Here is a 17,122-nt window from a genome sequence, read left to right on the forward strand (position 1 = left end):
ACATGTGCACGGACGGACGAGCCGAACTCCCAGTGTAACCCTGATGAATCTCGGCTCACTGACCCTGCCGTTACAGGAGCCGCTTCGCCGCCTCGAGCAGGCGGTCCCGAACTGCCGTCGGTACGACTGTGCCGATCCCGACTGCACTTCTTCGGGCAGACGGCGTAACGCGTCCAATTGTAACGTCTTGGTTCAGTCGCGGTCAGCCTCGCTCCAGTCGCAGTCCTGGCACTTCCAGCCGGTGACAAGTTCGGTAACTGATGGCATGTAAACGACTTTCAGTACGTTCCCGTCACACTCCGGGCACTCCTCGTCGGCCTCCTCGATCGAATCGACTTCCATCACGGAGTCGCCTTCGACGAGTTCCGCGAGTTTCTTAGCCGTGACCATTCGCCCCTGAACGACGCGATTCTCGCTCACACTCGAGGTACCGGACGCGACGCCCTAAGCGTTTCCTGATACGGTCGCCCTCTCGAGACAGACTTGCGGCTGATACACCACCGAGTACGGTCCGGAACGAACGGCCGATTCACCAACGACTACTCGAGAATGAAAAGCGGTTCCGGTGCGGATCGGAACCGAAAGTCGGCGTCGCAGCATCCGGCCAACCGTCGCCCGTCGATCGACCTCCCCCATCCGTTGCCGTCAGCGGCACCCAAGAGCGCGGTCGAGAGTCTCCACCTACCGCATCAGAGTTGCTGGGTCGAAACGCCATCAGTGTATCCCACGCAGCGCGTGCACGACGTGCACATGCTGCGGTCAGTCGCAGCCCAACTGCTACTCGACTGACACCTATCGCCATCGGCGGCTACTCGTTGGGATTCATCTCGACCGCTCGCTCCTCGTGAGTCTCGAACCGACTGATCGCCCACTCTCTAACTCGCGTATCGGTCGACTCCAAGAGCGCCGTCGGCAGCCCGCTCCCGTCGTGAACGCCGATCTGGACGGCATCGTCGACGATCCCCAGATAGAACAGAATCTCCGCGTCGACGACCGAGACGGAAAGCGACTCCTCGTCGGCCATCGCCGCGAACGTGTCCGCGATTGACGGGTCCGTCCGCAGTGTCTTTGCGACCGACTCCGTAACTAGCAACTCGAAGGCTGCCCCCGATTCGATGGCTTCCCGTGTCCGCTCGAGCTGTTTCGTCCCCGTTGCCGGTAGCAGCGCTCTGACGTGCGCCGCACCGGACAGGCTCGCCACGTGATGCTCGACCGGAGCGTAGGGGTTCGCCGTGGTGGATTCGACAACCGTCGCATCGACCAACTCCTCAAGATCGAACTCGAGTTCGGCCGCCGGAATTCGCTCGAGCACCGGCCGCAAGCGAACCGCCACGCCGATCCGATCCAGAGCCGTCGTCACTGCCCCCGTCGCGAGTGCGCCGGCCGACGTGAGTCCGTACCGCCGACCTCGTTCGCGGAGCAGCCCTCGCTCCGCCAATCCGTCCAGATTCCGTTGCAGCGTCGTTCGTACGACATCGACCTCGGCTCGCAACGAGTCCCTCGAGACGGCACCGTCCTCGGACAGCGTCTCGAGGATCCGTACTCGGGTCGGTGAGCGTGCGACGTACTCGAGCGTCTCGATCGCGTCCCCCGTTTGATCACCCATCACGTCTCGGTTCTGCAACCGAGCCTACTTTATCGCACTGGCCCTGCTGGTCGTTTCTGTCCCCGTGACGGCAGTCCGAGTAGTCGCCACGAGCGAGGGCTGTTTCGACGGGATGCTGGGACCGGCCTGTGTCTGCGGGCACAATCATATAGAGCGTTACGCCCGAACGAACAGATATGGAGACGCGATGGGCGACCGTCGACGGCGTCACCCTCGAATTACCGGCCGACAGCACCGTCAGTGAACTCCGAGACGCGCTCTACAAACCCGACGACGCGGCGCTGGTCGCAGTTACCGGTGATCTCGTCTCGGTCGTCCACGACGAGGATCGACCGCTCTCCGAACTGGTCGCTGGCTGTGCCGAGACCTACTACTTTCGCCGCCCGGACGGCCCCAAGCGAAACAAGGTACTGGCCGCGCCGGAACTCACGGACGCGCTAAACGGTTCGAGCGACGAACAAGAGGCAGCCGAAACGACGTTCCAGCGGCCTGGAATCGACCACTGAGTGCTACACGGTTTCGACTGGGTCGTCGACACAGAGCGTCTTCCCACGATCGTCCTCGAGAACGCGCGTGAGTATCATCAGTGAGTAGTAGTGATCGAACGCGTCGGCGTCGGCCCACTCGGGAAACGTTACTTCTCGCTTTCGAACGAACTGCGACTGAAACTCTCCGATCGGCTCCCCGGTATCGGGGTCCCGCTGGGGGACGACGCAGCGCCCACAGGGTGTCACCCCCTCGAATCGAACGGTACCGATCTCGAACGCTGGCGCGTCCGCGCCGACGAACCGATCCTCCCAGAACGGGTCGACGCCGGACACCTCGATATTCGCCCGGATCCGTCGTCGCGCGCCCTCGACGGTCATCTCGTCGAACCAAGATGCGACCGCCTCGAGCGTCGCCGTACTGACCACTGACGGTCCCATTTCGCGCCGATCGACGAACCCGAGCGAGGTGTCCCGTTCGAGCGACAGGTCGGCGTCGAAAAACTCGCTGAACCAGGACTCAGCGGTCTCGCGGTCGGCCGTGAGATCGAACTGTCGGCCCTCGCCGTCGGGTGTCTCGACCGTGAGCACACCGGCCGTTGGGTCGTACTCGGTATCGAGCGTGTGTACTCGGACGGACCGTTTGCCGTTGAAAACGTCGGCGTCGGCGTCGAATAGCGCGAACTCCCTGTCGTGAGCGACCGTCCCACCCTCGAGAACGTCGGCCACCTCGAGATCGATACCGTTGAGTCCTTTCACCGGATAGACCCTGAGCCGGTTGAGTCGTGCCATTGGCGGATTGTACCGGCCGGCGCTTCATTAGTCTTCTTTCGAACAGAATCGGATCGGAACTCGGGCTCGCCGAGACTCGAGCGTCACGCTGTCAGGCCGGGAGTTCGAACCGCGCGACGGACGGTGGAGAACGGAAGTCCGTAATTTCGGAGACCGTATCCCGGATCAATCGATCGTCACGACGGGTTCTTCGGTCTCGTCGAATTCAACTCGCACCTGATGATTGGCGTACGTGAACCCGATGTGGCCGGAGCGACGGTCACCGGACTCCGTCGTTGCAAAGATTGCTGCGAGTGCATCGGGGTCAACCGCATCGAACAGTGGCGGTAATTCCATTGGATCAGCTCCTTCGAGTGCTGCTACCCCGGTGACGATCCGCTCGTGCACCTCGTCGGTGCCGACCGCGAGGGTTTGTCCCATTGGAATCTACGGCCACACCGCTCCATTAATAGGTTTCGAAATATTGATTGTCATACGGAATTTCCATTGGGTATTGATTTGCTGTTGCGTCCGTTCGGATCGATGACTGTCGGACGGATCTGGACAGAAAAACGTGGAGTCGTCGTGAGAGCAATCCCATGCCAGGGCGCGGATCGGACAGTAGTGTAGTGGTGTACAACAGGGCCCGTGTAAAGATTTCCAACGGATTTCGTGGAGAGAGTTCCAATGAACTGTCCTCCCCGGCCTGATAGCTATATGGCACTGGTTCGCATGCGGATCCTACATGCTCGATGCCCTCGTCGAGAACACTATCACTTCGCAGCAGCCGTGGCTCGTGTATACGGTGCTTTTGTTCGGTGCGATACTCCTGCTGGGCAGTGAAACGCCCCACGGATGGGGTATCTTAGCACCCTCACTCCGCCCATCTCGGCGATCGATCCGACGGCTCCTCACGGGTCTCTTGGTGATCACAGCGCTCGTCGCAGTCCCGGTCACGCCGGTGGTCGCTCAGGGTGACGATGAAAGTACAGGGGAGGACGGCGACGCGACGGAACGTGAGGGCGGTATCGAGGGAGCAATCGACGGGTTCGTCGAAGCACAGGGGGTGATGGGGGCACTACTCGTCCTCATTGCCGGTGGTGTCTTGCTGACGGTCTGTGTCGAAAAGCTAATCAGCTATCTCACTCGAGCGGCGCTGAGATTGAAGATATCGCTGTTCGCGCTCGCAATACTCTTCACCGGGTTCGAGTTCGACGACACGATTCTTGCACTCGTTCTGTCGGCCGGCGACCTAGAGAGTGCTGCCCTCGGAACGGCGCTCGGGACCGGACTGGCGATTATCGGCGTAACACTCGCGCTCGCGGCAATCATTCGTCCATTCCCGGTTGATCTTCCGCCTGACTACGTCGCCCTCTTCGCGCTGGCACCGCTGTTGTTGATCCCGTTCGTGCTCCTCGGGACGCTGACGTTCGTTCACGGACTCCTGCTCCTCGGCGCATTCGTCCTCATGTTCGGCTACATCATCGCTCGAGAGTATCAGCGTGACACGCCGGTCTTCCGGAACACCGAACTCGGCGAAGAGATACAGGCCGACGGCGGCATCGCTTTGCCGGCGGAGTTCTCGGAAATTTCCGAGGATCGACTCGTCGGCGATCGTTCCGCGTCCGGGTGGATATGGCTCTCCCTCGCCGTCCTCGCACTGATCGGCATCGTGTTCGCGTCGATGCTGCTGGAGGCGGGGTCGGAAGTCGTCGTCGACGGGCTCGGCCTCGAGGAAACCGTCTTCGGGGCGACCGTCCTGACGGTGATCCTCACGTTCGAAGACGTCATGCTTACGATCGAGCCGGTCCGACGGGGAGTCCCCGAGATCGGCGTCGGAAACGTCATCGGGAGCGTTCTCTTCTCGGTGACCGGAAACGTCGGCGTCATCATGCTCCTCAGCGACCTCGAGATCTCTCGGTCAGTGCTCACTTTCCATCTCCCGACGGTGATCCTCGTGACTGCCCTCGCCGCGTACTTCCTCTATGAGGGGGAACTGAAGCGATGGCACGGCTTCCTCCTTGGTGGGCTCTACATCGCCTACTGGCTGATCGCGATCGTCGTGTTCGGCGGCGTTCCGATCGGTGGCTGATCCGTGGTGAGTGCTGGGAACTGGTCTCGCCGGCAGATCTGCGACACAGCGACGACGATCGGATCCGGGACACCGGCGATGGCGACCGATCCCCACGGAGACCGCGTTCCGACGAGCCGTCGTGTTCCAGCGTGACCACACTCGAATACTAAGTACGGCCGTGGTATATGCTCACAGGCATGGTCGTTCCGAGTTCGACAGTGGCCCTCGTTGCCCTCTTTCTCGTCGGCGTCGTGCTGGTAATCTGGTGCGTCGAGGTCTTCATCGAGGCCGTCGCCCAGAGCGCGGTCTCGCTCGGGATTTCCGGCTTCTTTCTGGCGGTCGTACTGGCCGGCGTCGACCTCGAGAATGCCGTCCTCGGCCTGACTGCGGCGTTCGTCGACCTCCCAGATCTCGCGCTCGGGACGGTTTTCGGGGAGTCGCTGTTCGTCCTCGCCGTCGCCGTCGGACTCGCGGGGATCCTCGTCCCATTTCGAATGGATGTCCCTCGAGCATATCTGCTCATACTCGTTCTCGTGCCCGTCCCCGCGTTCGCGCTGTCGATCGGCGGGACGATCGATCCGCTCGAGGGCGCGGCCCTCCTCGGGCTATTCGTTCCGCTGCTCACGTACATCTTCTGGCATGAGCGCCGCTCCGAAACGACGTATCTCCTCTCCGAAGAGATTCAGGAAGTCGTCAGTCTCGAGGCCAAACCGGGTTCGAGTACAGAGGTGGGACCGGAAGCACCGGACGGCGGCGACGACTTGGGCAGCCGATCGGAGCAGGAGCACGACCTGGATTTCGATCTCGATCTCGACGAGTTCGTGCCGTCGTTCGAGCATCGCAGCGGTCTCTTCAATCTCGGTGTCGCCGTCCTCGCGGTAGTCGGGATGACGATCGGATCCGGAATTACGGTGGTCAGTGCCGAGGGGATCTTCGTCGCGTTCGGTATCTCGGGGCTGGCGTTCGGCGCGACAGTATTGAGCTTCATCGCCTCGATCGAGGAACTGGCGCTCACCGTCGAACCGGTTCGACAGGACCGACCGGAGCTCGCCGTCGGGAACGTCGTCGGCAGCACGGTCTTCTACATGACGGCGAACGTCGGGATCATCGCGTTGCTTCACCCGGTCAGTACGGGCGGGGACGTCCTGACGGTCCACTGGCCGTTCCTCGCCGGCTGCTTGCTCGTCGTGACGGCCATGCTCGCACGGGGACGCGTCACCCGCGTCGGCGGCGTCGTCCTGTTCGGGCTCTACATCGCCTACTGGATCGCGAACTATCTGTAGCCGGTGAGAGTCAACTCGCCGAAGGGGTCGAAGCGTCGCACCGGTGATACCGCCGCCCGCGATGACGCCGAGTGTCTTGAGGAAATTGCGCCGATCCGCGTCACTCACCTCCCCGTAGCTGTACCTGTCTTCTTGATTGGTACCATATACCGTGATGCTTGTTGAGAGACCTCGCCGGTAGCAGTAGACGTTTCCACAGTCGTTGGTATTGAATATCTTTCTTCAGGAACGCCGATTCACTGCATTTGTCTCGTCACTTCCCGTTAGTTGATCGTTATCAGCAATCGGTAGTTAGCGCGGGCTCCGAAGGGACAATAAATAGTCTTCATTCTTGAGAATGAAGGAAGCCGAGCGCCCGTTCGAGTAGTCACGGCCGAGCTTCCGCTACGCAGCAGGCGGAGGCGGTACGTCCACAGTTGATTTCAGCCCCCTCGACAGTTCGATGATGGAGTTCGACTACTCCGTCTCGAGTTCGAACTGTTCGTTTTCGGAGACGGCGTTGAGCACAATGCTCGTATTCGACTGATTGATATCGGGGTCTGTGATCAGCGTCTTGATCTGATCGTTCATGTCGTCCGTGTCCTGGAACTTCCCGATGGCGATCACGTCGTAATCGCCAGTGACCTCGTAGACGGAAATCATCTGGTGGTGATCCTTCAGCGTTTCCGTAATCTCGGGGAGTGCGTTCCCTTCGGCTTTGAGTTGCATGACGGCGGTCACGTCGTAGCCGACCGCGTCGTAGTCGATTTTCGGTGTGTATCCCTCGATCACGCCCTCATCCTCGAGATCGGAGAGGTGGTTCGAGACGGTAGTGACGGAGACGTCGAGTTCTTCGGCGAGGCTTCGCAGACTCGCACGGCCGTCATTGAGCAGTTCGTTTACCAGATCCGAGTCCAAGTGTTCGTAGGTCATTGTCCAGTATGAAGCACTCCTCATACTAGGGGTTTACGAATATCCAGTTCTATCCGCTTCTATTGAGGTGGTGTTGTGATGTGTACGGACAAGTCGTGCAGAGCTGTGAATTAGTGAAAGAACACTGACCCGCTCGCAGATGGCTGCCGGAGACGAACTCCTACGGAGTCACCGAAAAGAGAGTAACGAGGGAGAAATCCGGTCTTTCAATCCATGAAAGAAAACGCCCCAAGCGGTGTCAGATGACGGATATTCCTTCATCGCGAACGCATCACACCCTTCTACACCCGTCGCGACCGAGTTCACGGAGACTGACCGTGATGAGACGGCGTTCTCTCGAGTTCGGAAGACACTCGAGAGTCGTCTGGCTGCGAATCCGTTGAAATATCTGGTGTTTGAATCACATGAAACGCCCGCTATCGCTTGCGTCTCTCTATTTCAAATCTCAGAACGTGCGCGCTTTTCTCCGCTCCACTCTGCGTTGCTACGTTTCGCTCGAAAAATGCTCCGTCTGGGATTTGAACCCAGGTCATCGGCTCGAAAGGCCGAAATGATTGGCCGGACTACACCAACGGAGCGATCTTAGCTCGCACCGGGACTCGCGTCACCGCGTTCAGCGAACCGTCGGGGCGTGCTTCGCAACTGGTTGTTGCCGAGGCCTAATGAAAACGTTCCGTTCCGAACCAGCAGTGGCACGATATCACGTACGCTGACCGGTTATTTCTCCGACACCAAACGGTGTCTCCCTCGAGAATATCGACCGATCTCCCTCATTCTCGGTCTCTCCGAAGCGACGAACCGGCAAAGTTCATCGCGAGCTTCCCTTCGAGTCCGAGCAGATCCACGATCGTCGGCGTTACGTCGGTGGCGTCGACCGATTCCTCGCCCTCGAATGCGGGCGCAGCCGGTCCGCCGAGGCCGAACGCCCCGAACGCCGACTCGTCGACGCGGCCGTGGGAGCCGCTGATCTGCGACGCGTCCAGCGAGACGAGCCCCTCGTCGCCGAAGAACAGTTCACAGGGATCGAAGCCAGGTTTGGCGTGGATGTCCATCTCGGTCGCGTACGGCGGAGCGTTCGCGCGGTCCGTCCACCAGTAGTACTGGAACCAGCTATCGGGCTCGGCCACGAGGACAAGTTCGCCCGCGTTCGGGTGGTCGATCCCGCGGTCGGCCTTGGCCGACTCGTCGAGTACGGCGTCGATCCCTTCGAGTCCTGCGAGCGCCTCCCGAGCGGCGTCGGTCGACCCGTCGATGTAGACGTGTGCGATCTGGTGGTCGACCATAGCGAACGCGTCCGAGGCGGGGAGATTGACGTCGCCGTCGTCATCCGTCTCGAGGAGGCCGGCCTCGCGGAATGCGCGGTTCGGGAACACCGGGTGGTCGACCTCGTGAAACCCGTACTCGCTGACGAGCGTGAGAACGGTCTCGTCCCAGCGCTCGGTTTCGGACAGGAAATCGAGAAACGCTGCGAGCAGATCGTCGACGACGGCGAGTTCTTCGTCGAAGGCGTCGCTTTCAGGGCCGTCGCTCTGGCCAACGTAGTCCAGATGCGGGACATAGATCCACAGCAAATCGGGATCGAACCGGTCGATCGCCTCGCTCGCGGCCGCGAGAATCCAGCGGCTCCCCGCTTCGTTTGCGCCGGGCCCCCAGTAGTTGTGCAGCGGGAAGTGGTTCAGTTCCTCGCGGAGGTCGTCGTAGAAGCCGTCGGGATTCGTCCAACAGTTCATCTCGAGGATGTCGTTGTTCTCGTCCTCGATCGGGGACGGCGTGACTGCGACGTCGGCACTCGTGCCGATCAGGTGCTGGAAGTTCAGGACGCCGGTGGTCAGTCCCGCCTCGTCGCTCGCGGTCTCCCAGAGCCGGTCGCGGCCGTCGCGGTCGCGCTCCCAGAACTCGGCGGCGTCGCGCTCGCGGTCGTACTCGCCGCTCGAGACATCGCCGTGCTCGCCGGGACTTTGCCCGGTTGCAAGCGTCGTCTGGGCGGGCACCGTGACGGCGGGAAACGGGGGTCGGAGGTTGGTCACTGACTCGGACGGGAAGAACGACTCGAGGGTCGGCGTTCGCTTGGCGTCGATATGGTGGGGCTGGAGGCCGACGACGTCGAGGACGATCACGCGGTCGGCAGTGGCAGCCGTCTCGATGGCAGTGGCAGTCGTCTCGGAATTTGTTGAGTCAGTCATCGGTCTCGGTATCGGCGGTGGGGGTGGTGATCATGGTATTTGGGTGCAATGCGGGAACGGGAAGGCGGACGGTCGTCGTCAGCGATACTGCTCGGCGTAGTCGGAGAGCCGATCCAGCTGTCGGGAGAGGTCGTGCTCGTCCACGCCGATCGGGGCCTTGAAGAACGACGCGAGCTGGGGCTGGAGCCCGCCGTCATCGTGCTTATCGGCGTGGGCGACCAGCCGCACCAGATCGAGGACGAGCGGCGCGGCCAGCGCGGAATCGGACCCCTCCCAGGTGAACTGCATCTTCATCTCCGTCTCGAGGAACCCCTCGAAGTGGATGTAGTCCCAGGCGGTCTTCCAGTCGGCCAGCGAGGGCGTGTAGTCGATCCGCACGCGATTGTGGCCGATGTCGGGCAGGATCGAATCGAGCACGTCGCCCTTACTCGCGAGCTTCCCCGCGGCGTTCGCCTCGTCCTCGAGGACGAGGCCGTCCTTGTTGCCGAGGATGTTGTGGCCTTCCCAGCTCATGACGTGTAGATTTCGGCCAGCGAACATGGGTGCGAGCGCGGACTTGACGAGCGTCTCGCCGGTCTTCGCGTCGCGTCCCATATGCGGGACTCCGTTTTCGGCTGCGAGTTCGCGGACGCCGCCGAGTGCGTTGCCCGTGCTCGGCGTGAAATTGACGAACGGGTGGCCGTCGACGATCGCGGCGTAGGCGTAGCAGACGCTCGCCGGGAGATCGCTGTCATCCTCGTCGATCGCCCGCTCGAGGGCGTCGCGAGTGTCATAGCGCTCCGAATCCGCCAGTTCGGGTTCCGTCGAGGCGACGTTGACAACGACCAGTCGCTCGAGGTCGTGCGTATCGCGGAAGGTCTCGTAGTCGTCCCGGATCTGGTCGACGACATCTCGGATCGACAGAGCCTCGTCTAATTGTTCGCTCTCCTCGGAGACGGCAGCACCGCAGTTGACCGCCGTCCCGACTTCGATCCGCTCGTCGATGGCGGCCAGATCGTCGCGGACTGCCTCGAGCGTCTCAGCGTCGGGAACGCCGTTCCGGTCGCACTGGCGCTCGGCCTGTGCGACCAGCGACTCGGGTTCGATATCGTGGCCGCCGAAGACGAGCCCCTCGACCGGCGGGAGGTCGAGACTCGAGACCGGTTCGCGTTCCGTGACCATTCCGGTCGTATCGGTCAGTCCCCGGGCGATGGCACGGGCACCGACGATCGACATCGTCGCGACGTTCCCGCGCGCGCCCACTAGCCAGACGCCGGTTCGGTCGTCGTCTGTCGGGTCCGTCCCCTGGCTCATCGGGAATCGTCCCGTCTCGACGGCTGGTTGCGCTCGAATTCCGACGTGCGTCGGTCCCCAGAACCGGTCACACGCCACCGTCCCGCAGCCATCGCTGGTTCGATTGGGAGCATTCCCACGGGAGTGGTAGCCGGACGACTTTCGTTATGACTCCCGTAGCGGAAGTAACTCGGTTTTGCCCGGTCGTAACACCGTATTCCGCCGGCGGGTCCAGTTACTGTGCGATCATCAACCTCGAGTTTGTCGGTCGAACGACCGGCAGCACCAAACCGTCCGCTCGTGGCACGGCCTGTATGCGGATTATCGATCCTCACATGCATATGGTCTCGCGCTCGGCCGACGACTACCGGCGAGCGCGGCGAGCGGGTATCGAGTGCTGTATTGAGCCCGCGTTCTGGAGCGGTCAGGACAAACACAACGCCGGCTCCTTCTTCGATTACTTCGAGCAGATCATCGAGCACGAGACTGATCGCGCCGAGCGAGCCGCGGGCATGGACCACTACGTAACGATCGGCCTCGAGCCGAAGGAAGCCAACTACCGCGACATGGCCGAGGAGGTCGTCGACCGGATTCCGGAGTACCTCGACCGCGACCCCGTCGTCGGCGTCGGCGAGATCGGCTTCGATCAGGTCACCGATGACGAGGAGTGGGCGTTCCGCCGGCAACTCGAGATTGCCGAAGACCGCGAACTCCCCGTCATTATCCACACACCTCACACGGACAAGCCGTCGGGCACCGAACGCATCGTCGAGATCATTGAGGAGATGGGCGTCACGCAGGAGCGGATTATCATCGATCATAACACCGAAAACACGATCGATATCTCGACGCGGACGGACTGCTGGATCGGCTTCACGCTCTACCCCGGGAAGATCGAGACCGAGTCGGCGATCGACCTGCTTGAGGAGCACGGAACCGATAACATGATCTTCAACAGCGCCGCGGACTGGGACCCCTCGGACCCGCTGGCGGTGCCCAAAGCTCGTGATACGATGCTCGATCGGGGCTGGGACCGCGAGGACGTTCGAAAAGTCGTCTTCGAGAACCCCTACGAGTTCTTCGACCAGTCGCCGAACTTCGACTACGAGGCCTGACGATGCAGTTTGGCTTCTCCACCAACGCCTTCCGAGAGTACCAACTCGAGGACGCCATCGAGGCCATCGCCGACGCGGGCTACGACGGTGTCGAACTGCTGCTCGACGAACCCCACCTCTATCCGCCTGACTGCACCGACGGGGAACGCGAGCGCGTCGAGGAGGTCCTCGACCGGCACGACATCGCCGTCAGCAACGGCAACGCATTCATGCTGACCGCGATCGAAGGCTTTCACCACCCCTCCTATATCGAACCCGACGAAGAGTACCGACAGCAGCGGATCGATTACACCCTCGCGGCGCTCGAGACCGCGGCCGACCTCGATCTGCCATACATCTCGATCGAACCCGGCGGGCCGATTCCCGACAGTAAATCCCGCGAGTGGGCGATGGACACCTTCGTGGATAGTCTCGAAGACATCATCCCGAAAGCCGAGGATCTCGGCGTCGACCTGCTCGTCGAGCCCGAACCCGACCTACTGATCGAGACCGCAGACGAGTTCCTCGCACTCCTCGACCGGGTCGGCTCCGAGCGCGTGCGGTGTAACTTCGACGCGGGCCACTTCTACTGCGTCGGCGAGGACCCGGCCGAACTGGTCGAGACTCTCTGGGACCACACGAGTCACTACCACCTCGAGGACATCCCGGCCGACCGGACGCACGAGCACACCCAGCTCGGCGACGGTGAGATGGACATCGACGCGTTCCTCGGCGAACTCGAGAACCGGGGCTACGACGGCTTCGTCACCGTTGAGCTCTACCCCTACGAGGAGACGCCGATCGAAACCGCGCGGGAAGCGATGGCCTACCTTGAGGAACGCGGGTGGGCGTAGGGTGGCCGGCGGCGTGTCGTCGGATCGAACCGAGAACGCGGATACGGTCGATACCGTGAGCGAACCCGGGATGGAGAACGATCGCGGGCCGACCCTCGGTGCGTTCGCAGAACTGGTCCGCGCGCCGAACCTCTTTACTGCGCCACCGGACGTGATCCTCGGGGCCGCGTTGGTGACTATCACCGGTGCTGATCCGGTTCCGAGCACTGTTGCCGGGCTCGCGACCGCCTCCGTCTGCCTCTATGCTGGGGGAACGACACTCAACGACGCCTTCGATGCTCCGATCGATGCTCGAGAGCGGCCCGAGCGTCCGATTCCGTCCGGTCGCGTCTCTCGGCGCGGCGCGTTCGGGTTCGGATTCGCGCTCTTGTTCGCCGCCGTGGGAATCGCGTTCGCCGTTGCGGGCGGACCGGCCGCCGTCGCCGCCGGGCTGGTCGCCGTCGCGATCGTCGTCTACGACGGCCTCCTGAAAGGGACCGCCGCCGGCTTCCTCGCGATGGGGACGACGCGCGGGCTGAACGTCGTCCTGGGCACGACCGCGGCCGGGGGTGTGATACTCGAGTCGCCGATTCAGTTGCTCGCCGTTCCCGCCGTCATCACCGGCTATATCGCTGCCGTCACGGCCATGGCGGCTCGAGAAACCGAGGGCAGCAATCGGGGTGCCGTCGCGGTCGCCACCGCAGGTGCGATCGCGGCGGTGCTCGCCGTCGGCTGGTTCCTCGCGAGCGTCGATCCGGCCACGCTCGAAACGATAGTCGCGATCATGTTCGCCGCCGCGTTCTGCTGGTGGGTTGAGCGTCCCCTGCGAGCCACGTACGCCGATCCGGTGCCGGGTACCATCGGTCCAGCGGTCGGCGCATGCGTCCTCGGGCTCGTCTTGCTCGATGCGACCTTTGCCGCCGCCGTCGGTGTTCGCTGGGGGCTCGCTGCTGGCGTCTTCTTCGTACCGGCGGTCGGCCTCGCTCGCATCTTCGACGTGACATGACTCCCAAGAGGGGTGGCGCGCTGGCAGCCGACCGAGTGACAGCAAGGGTGGCCGACAGTCTCGTGCGAGGCCTTCGCGAACATGTGTGCGAAGGCGCGTGGAAGACGCGACGCGTCTTCCCGTGGATGAGCGAGCGCCGTTAGGCGTGAGCGTTAGCGCGGAACCAGGGTTCTGCGAGCAGTCGAACGGATGCGACGCACCCGTGAGACGACGGTTTCACCGTCCCACAGCGCCCGTGAGGAGAAATCGGGTGGAGAGGGTCTGGTGTCCTAGTTGCCGCGTAAGCGGGACAGCTCTGTTCGCATTCTAATCATGCAATACCAGAGAAAACGAGAAAACTCCCTACTCTGGGTTCGGTCATCGACTCACCGCAGCCCAGCGCGCGCCACCGCACGGAGGGCACGTAGGTACCCATGGTATCGTCCGATGCTCTCACCGACTCGACGATTTCGAGCAGTTTCTGCCCCTCGTTCGAGAGTGACGGGCCAATGAATTAGTGGCACTTCGGTGTACGAGGTCCAGATCGATGGTCGAACTCGCCTTCTCGACGAACGCGTACACGCAATATGATCTCCCTGACGCAATTCGCCGGATCGCCGACCACGGCTATGCCGGCGTCGAACTTCTCGGTGATGAGCCCCACGCCTACTTCCCCGAATTCGACGACGACGACCGCGACGCCGTCCTCAAGGCCCTCGAGGAGACCGGTCTCGCCGTCTCGAATATCAATGCGAATACGGCGATGGGGTACTACGACGACGCGCCGCCGTCGGCCTTCTTCGAACCGAGCGTGATCCGTGCCGACGACGAGGCCCGCGAGTGGCGCGTCGAGTACACGAAGCGGGCGATCGACCTCGCGGAGGCGGTCGACTCGCCGGCAGTCTGCCTGGCGACCGGCCGCCCGCTACCGGGAACGATGCCCGAGGAAGCCCACGACTATCTTCGCGGGTCGCTCCACGAAATCCTCGACTACGCCGAGGCGCGCGATATCGAGGTCGGCATCGAGTTCGAACCCGAACTGCTGATCGAGAACACTGAGGAGGTACTCGAGTTGATCGATGAAATCGGTCGGGACTCGCTCGGCATCAATCTCGATGTCGGACATGCCGCCGTCTACGGCGAGGACGTCGCGGAGAGCATCCGCGCCAGCGCCGGCTCCATCACGGGCGTCCACCTCGAGGACATCGTCGGCGGCCGCCGGGGGAAACACTACCACCGGATCCCCGGCGAGGGCGACCTCGAGTTTCGTGAAATCTTCAACGCGCTCGCGGACATCGGCTACGACGGCTTCGCCACGCTGGAACTCTACACCTATCCCGACGAACCCGACTGGGCGGCACGGGAGGCCTACGAGGCACTCGAGGCGTACGTTTCTAGTAGCCACTGAAAGCCATTGCACACCTGATCGCACGATAGCCGTGCGATCAGCGTGTAAATCGTTTCAGTGGGTGCTAGAGGTCACCGATCGACGTTGTCCTGCGCCCCGTCCACCGCGCTGGCCACTGTCCTGCGGTCACTGACGTTTCGAACACCCCTGAACTAACCGCCTTCTCAATCCTTTTTACCCCCTGCGACCATTCCACCGAGCATGAAATACGTCCGCTTTCGCGACCCGGCCGGTGCAGCCCGCCGCGGCGAGTACGAGAACGAGATGGTTCACTTCGCGAACGAGAGCTACGCGCTCGAGGATGACGATATCGACGTCCTCCCGCCCTCGGAACCCTCGAAGATCGTCTGTATCGGACGCAACTACGCCGACCACGCCGACGAGATGGGGTCGGACCTGCCCGACCGACCGCTGCTCTTCCTGAAGCCGCCGAACGCGCTCGCGGGTCACGGCGACACCGTCACCGCGCCGGCCGGGAAAGATCGGATCGACTACGAGGCCGAACTCGGCGTCGTCATCGGCGAGCAGTGTCGCCACGTCCCCGAAGCCGACGCGATGGACGTCGTCGAGGGCTTTACCTGCCTCAACGACGTGTCGAATCGCGAGGACCAGAATCAGGAACAGAACTGGATTCGCGGCAAGGCGTTCGACGGGGCCGCGCCGGTGGGACCGGTGCTTGCGACCCCCGACGAGGTACCCGACGACGCGTTCGTCCGATCGCGGGTCAACGGCGAACTCAAGCAGGACGGCTCTCGCGAGCAACTCATCTTCTCGATCCCCGAACTGATCGCCGAGATCACGACCTACCTCACCTTAGAACCTGGCGACGTGATCGCGACCGGAACGCCCGAGGGCGTCGGCCCACTTTCCGACGGCGACGAGATCGAAATCGAAGTCGAAGGCGTCGGCACGCTCGAGCACTCGATCCGACTCCCCTAAGGTCGAATCCTTTTCAGCCCGCTCGAGAAACGAGACACCAATGACTGTCCGATTCGACGCGGTGACCCTCGACTGGTTCGGTCTCGCGACGATCCGACTCGAGGGCCAAACCGGCGCTGTCATTTATATGGACCCCGGTCCCGAGGAGTACGGCATATTGGATGGTCGCGAACCTCGAGATGGGGATCTGATTCTCGTCAGTCACGGCCATCACTACGACCCCGAGTCGATTCGACGGGTCGCTCGCGAGGATGCGCTGGTCGTCGTCCACGAGGCGGTCGACGCAAGCGAGATCGACGGCGTCGACGAACGACCAGTAGACCTGCCGTTCGAGGTCGAACGCGTCCGCGCGGACGAATCGTTCGTCCTCGGGCCGCTCGATCTGTTCACGACGCCGGCGTACAACGATCCCGACGGACCCCATACGGACGACAACGGAACACCCTATCACCTCGAGGGACGGGGTGTGGCTTCGGCGTCACGATCGACGGCATCACCGCGTTCTGGCCCGGCGATACCGACGTCCTCCCGGTTCATGACGCCACGAATGCCGATTGCTTTCTCCCGCCGATCGGGGGGACATGTACGATGGATCGTCGCGAGGCCGCATCGCTGGCCGAGCGAATCGAACCCGACCTCGTGGTCCCGGTTCACTACGATACCGTCCCCGAGATCGAAACTGACGAGGACGCGTTCGTCGTCGACGTCGCGAGACGCGGTATTCCGGTCGCTCTCGACGGGTAAACAAGGAGACGGACGCGCCGAACGTGGTGTGGCTCTTGAGGACGGACTTGATCGCCGCGGCGATCACAGGTATGTGCCGGAGTCCTGGATACCGCCTCGAGTCGGAATCAAACGCCCATTCGCGACCAGGCGAATACCGCAAGACCGATGAGTACCAGTACTGCGAACGCCGCCCACTGTCCGAGCCCGGTGTCCGCGATTGGCGCAAAGAGGTCGACGAGACCCGTCCATTGCAGGAGGCCTAGGCCAAGTATCACCATGGCACCGATGGCGATGAGGCCGATTGTGATACCCTCTTTCATCATCCACGCGGCCTCGTCGGCCTCCTGTGCGTTGGTGGTCGTCGGCTGGTCTATCGCCTCCTCGTCCGGATCACTGTGCAACGGCCGTTCGCTGTCGTTGTCGTTCGCCATATCACCAGTCTAGCGGATAGAACCCGCCACAGACGGGAACAGGTTGTACCTGCAGTCACAGGGCACGTCGGTCTGCAGTCCCTGATTCGACGGCAGTGAATGTGGCAATGTTCGGTCCCT

Annotated in this window: 16 protein-coding genes, 1 tRNA gene and 2 pseudogenes; 9 read left to right on the forward strand and 10 right to left on the reverse strand. The window is 62.5% G+C overall.

Annotated elements, in window-relative coordinates:
- Positions 1-192: 192 nt before the first annotated feature.
- Positions 193-420 (reverse strand): DUF5795 family protein, encoded by a 228-nt coding sequence (locus K6I40_RS09485; RefSeq protein WP_222918788.1) that lies wholly within the window; start codon positions 418-420, stop codon positions 193-195.
- A 388-nt stretch (positions 421-808) separates the two neighbouring features.
- Positions 809-1,606, reverse strand: coding sequence for a transcriptional regulator (locus K6I40_RS09490; protein ID WP_222918789.1), 798 nt, complete (start codon positions 1,604-1,606; stop codon positions 809-811).
- Positions 1,607-1,782: 176 nt separating this feature from the next.
- Between K6I40_RS09490 and K6I40_RS09495 the strand changes: the two genes are divergently transcribed.
- Entirely contained in the window at positions 1,783-2,112 is a 330-nt protein-coding gene (locus K6I40_RS09495) for a hypothetical protein (protein ID WP_222918790.1), read from the forward strand.
- Positions 2,113-2,115: 3 nt separating this feature from the next.
- Here K6I40_RS09495 and K6I40_RS09500 read toward each other — a convergent pair whose 3' ends face one another.
- Both K6I40_RS09500 and K6I40_RS09505 read right to left on the reverse strand, forming a co-directional pair.
- A complete protein-coding gene (locus tag K6I40_RS09500; RefSeq protein ID WP_222918791.1) occupies positions 2,116-2,883 on the reverse strand; it encodes an MOSC N-terminal beta barrel domain-containing protein in 768 nt (255 codons plus the stop codon).
- A 165-nt stretch (positions 2,884-3,048) separates the two neighbouring features.
- On the reverse strand, positions 3,049-3,303 hold the full coding sequence (locus K6I40_RS09505; protein WP_222918792.1) for a HalOD1 output domain-containing protein: 255 nt from the start codon (positions 3,301-3,303) through the stop codon (positions 3,049-3,051).
- Positions 3,304-3,931: 628 nt separating this feature from the next.
- Between K6I40_RS09505 and K6I40_RS09510 the strand changes: the two genes are divergently transcribed.
- Positions 3,932-4,954 (forward strand): sodium:proton exchanger, encoded by a 1,023-nt coding sequence (locus tag K6I40_RS09510; RefSeq protein WP_255682177.1) that lies wholly within the window; start codon positions 3,932-3,934, stop codon positions 4,952-4,954.
- 179 nt (positions 4,955-5,133) lie between these two features.
- Positions 5,134-6,219 carry a sodium:calcium antiporter gene (locus K6I40_RS09515; RefSeq protein WP_222920327.1) on the forward strand — a complete coding sequence of 362 codons (1,086 nt, stop codon included), beginning with the start codon at positions 5,134-5,136 and terminating at the stop codon, positions 6,217-6,219.
- A gap of 18 nt (positions 6,220-6,237) precedes the next feature.
- Here the strand turns inward: K6I40_RS09515 and K6I40_RS29000 are convergent.
- From K6I40_RS29000 to K6I40_RS09535, 5 genes and pseudogenes are all read right to left on the reverse strand, one after another.
- Positions 6,238-6,375 (reverse strand): annotated as a pseudogene (locus K6I40_RS29000) (twin-arginine translocation signal domain-containing protein); the annotation flags it as partial.
- A 300-nt stretch (positions 6,376-6,675) separates the two neighbouring features.
- Positions 6,676-7,131: an HTH-type transcriptional regulator Lrp gene (gene lrp / locus K6I40_RS09520; RefSeq protein ID WP_222918794.1), complete on the reverse strand. Its 456-nt coding sequence runs from the start codon at positions 7,129-7,131 to the stop codon at positions 6,676-6,678.
- Positions 7,132-7,634: 503 nt separating this feature from the next.
- Positions 7,635-7,709 (reverse strand) — tRNA-Glu (locus K6I40_RS09525).
- A 192-nt stretch (positions 7,710-7,901) separates the two neighbouring features.
- Positions 7,902-9,314 (reverse strand): nucleotide pyrophosphatase/phosphodiesterase family protein, encoded by a 1,413-nt coding sequence (locus K6I40_RS09530; RefSeq protein WP_222918795.1) that lies wholly within the window; start codon positions 9,312-9,314, stop codon positions 7,902-7,904.
- A 78-nt stretch (positions 9,315-9,392) separates the two neighbouring features.
- Positions 9,393-10,607 (reverse strand): inositol-3-phosphate synthase, encoded by a 1,215-nt coding sequence (locus K6I40_RS09535; protein ID WP_222918796.1) that lies wholly within the window; start codon positions 10,605-10,607, stop codon positions 9,393-9,395.
- 293 nt (positions 10,608-10,900) lie between these two features.
- On the opposite strand from K6I40_RS09535, the gene K6I40_RS09540 reads away from it, so the two are divergent.
- The 6 genes and pseudogenes from K6I40_RS09540 to K6I40_RS09565 all read left to right on the forward strand — a co-directional run bounded on the left by K6I40_RS09540 (position 10,901) and on the right by K6I40_RS09565 (position 16,589).
- A complete protein-coding gene (locus K6I40_RS09540) occupies positions 10,901-11,701 on the forward strand; it encodes a TatD family hydrolase (RefSeq protein WP_222918797.1) in 801 nt (266 codons plus the stop codon).
- A gap of 2 nt (positions 11,702-11,703) precedes the next feature.
- A complete protein-coding gene (locus tag K6I40_RS09545) occupies positions 11,704-12,534 on the forward strand; it encodes a sugar phosphate isomerase/epimerase family protein (protein ID WP_222918798.1) in 831 nt (276 codons plus the stop codon).
- A 70-nt stretch (positions 12,535-12,604) separates the two neighbouring features.
- Positions 12,605-13,519: a UbiA family prenyltransferase gene (locus K6I40_RS09550; protein ID WP_222920328.1), complete on the forward strand. Its 915-nt coding sequence runs from the start codon at positions 12,605-12,607 to the stop codon at positions 13,517-13,519.
- Between the two features lie 526 nt (positions 13,520-14,045).
- Positions 14,046-14,906 (forward strand): sugar phosphate isomerase/epimerase family protein, encoded by an 861-nt coding sequence (locus K6I40_RS09555; protein WP_222918799.1) that lies wholly within the window; start codon positions 14,046-14,048, stop codon positions 14,904-14,906.
- A 201-nt stretch (positions 14,907-15,107) separates the two neighbouring features.
- The gene (locus K6I40_RS09560) at positions 15,108-15,845 is read left to right on the forward strand and encodes a fumarylacetoacetate hydrolase family protein (protein ID WP_222918800.1); all 738 of its coding nucleotides are present in this window, start codon (positions 15,108-15,110) and stop codon (positions 15,843-15,845) included.
- A gap of 40 nt (positions 15,846-15,885) precedes the next feature.
- A pseudogene (locus K6I40_RS09565) lies at positions 15,886-16,589 on the forward strand (MBL fold metallo-hydrolase).
- A gap of 107 nt (positions 16,590-16,696) precedes the next feature.
- Here the strand turns inward: K6I40_RS09565 and K6I40_RS09570 are convergent.
- The gene (locus K6I40_RS09570; RefSeq protein ID WP_222918801.1) at positions 16,697-17,002 is read right to left on the reverse strand and encodes a hypothetical protein; all 306 of its coding nucleotides are present in this window, start codon (positions 17,000-17,002) and stop codon (positions 16,697-16,699) included.
- Positions 17,003-17,122: the final 120 nt, after the last annotated feature.

The organism is Natrinema sp. SYSU A 869 (assembly GCF_019879105.1).
GTDB lineage: Archaea > Halobacteriota > Halobacteria > Halobacteriales > Natrialbaceae > Natrinema.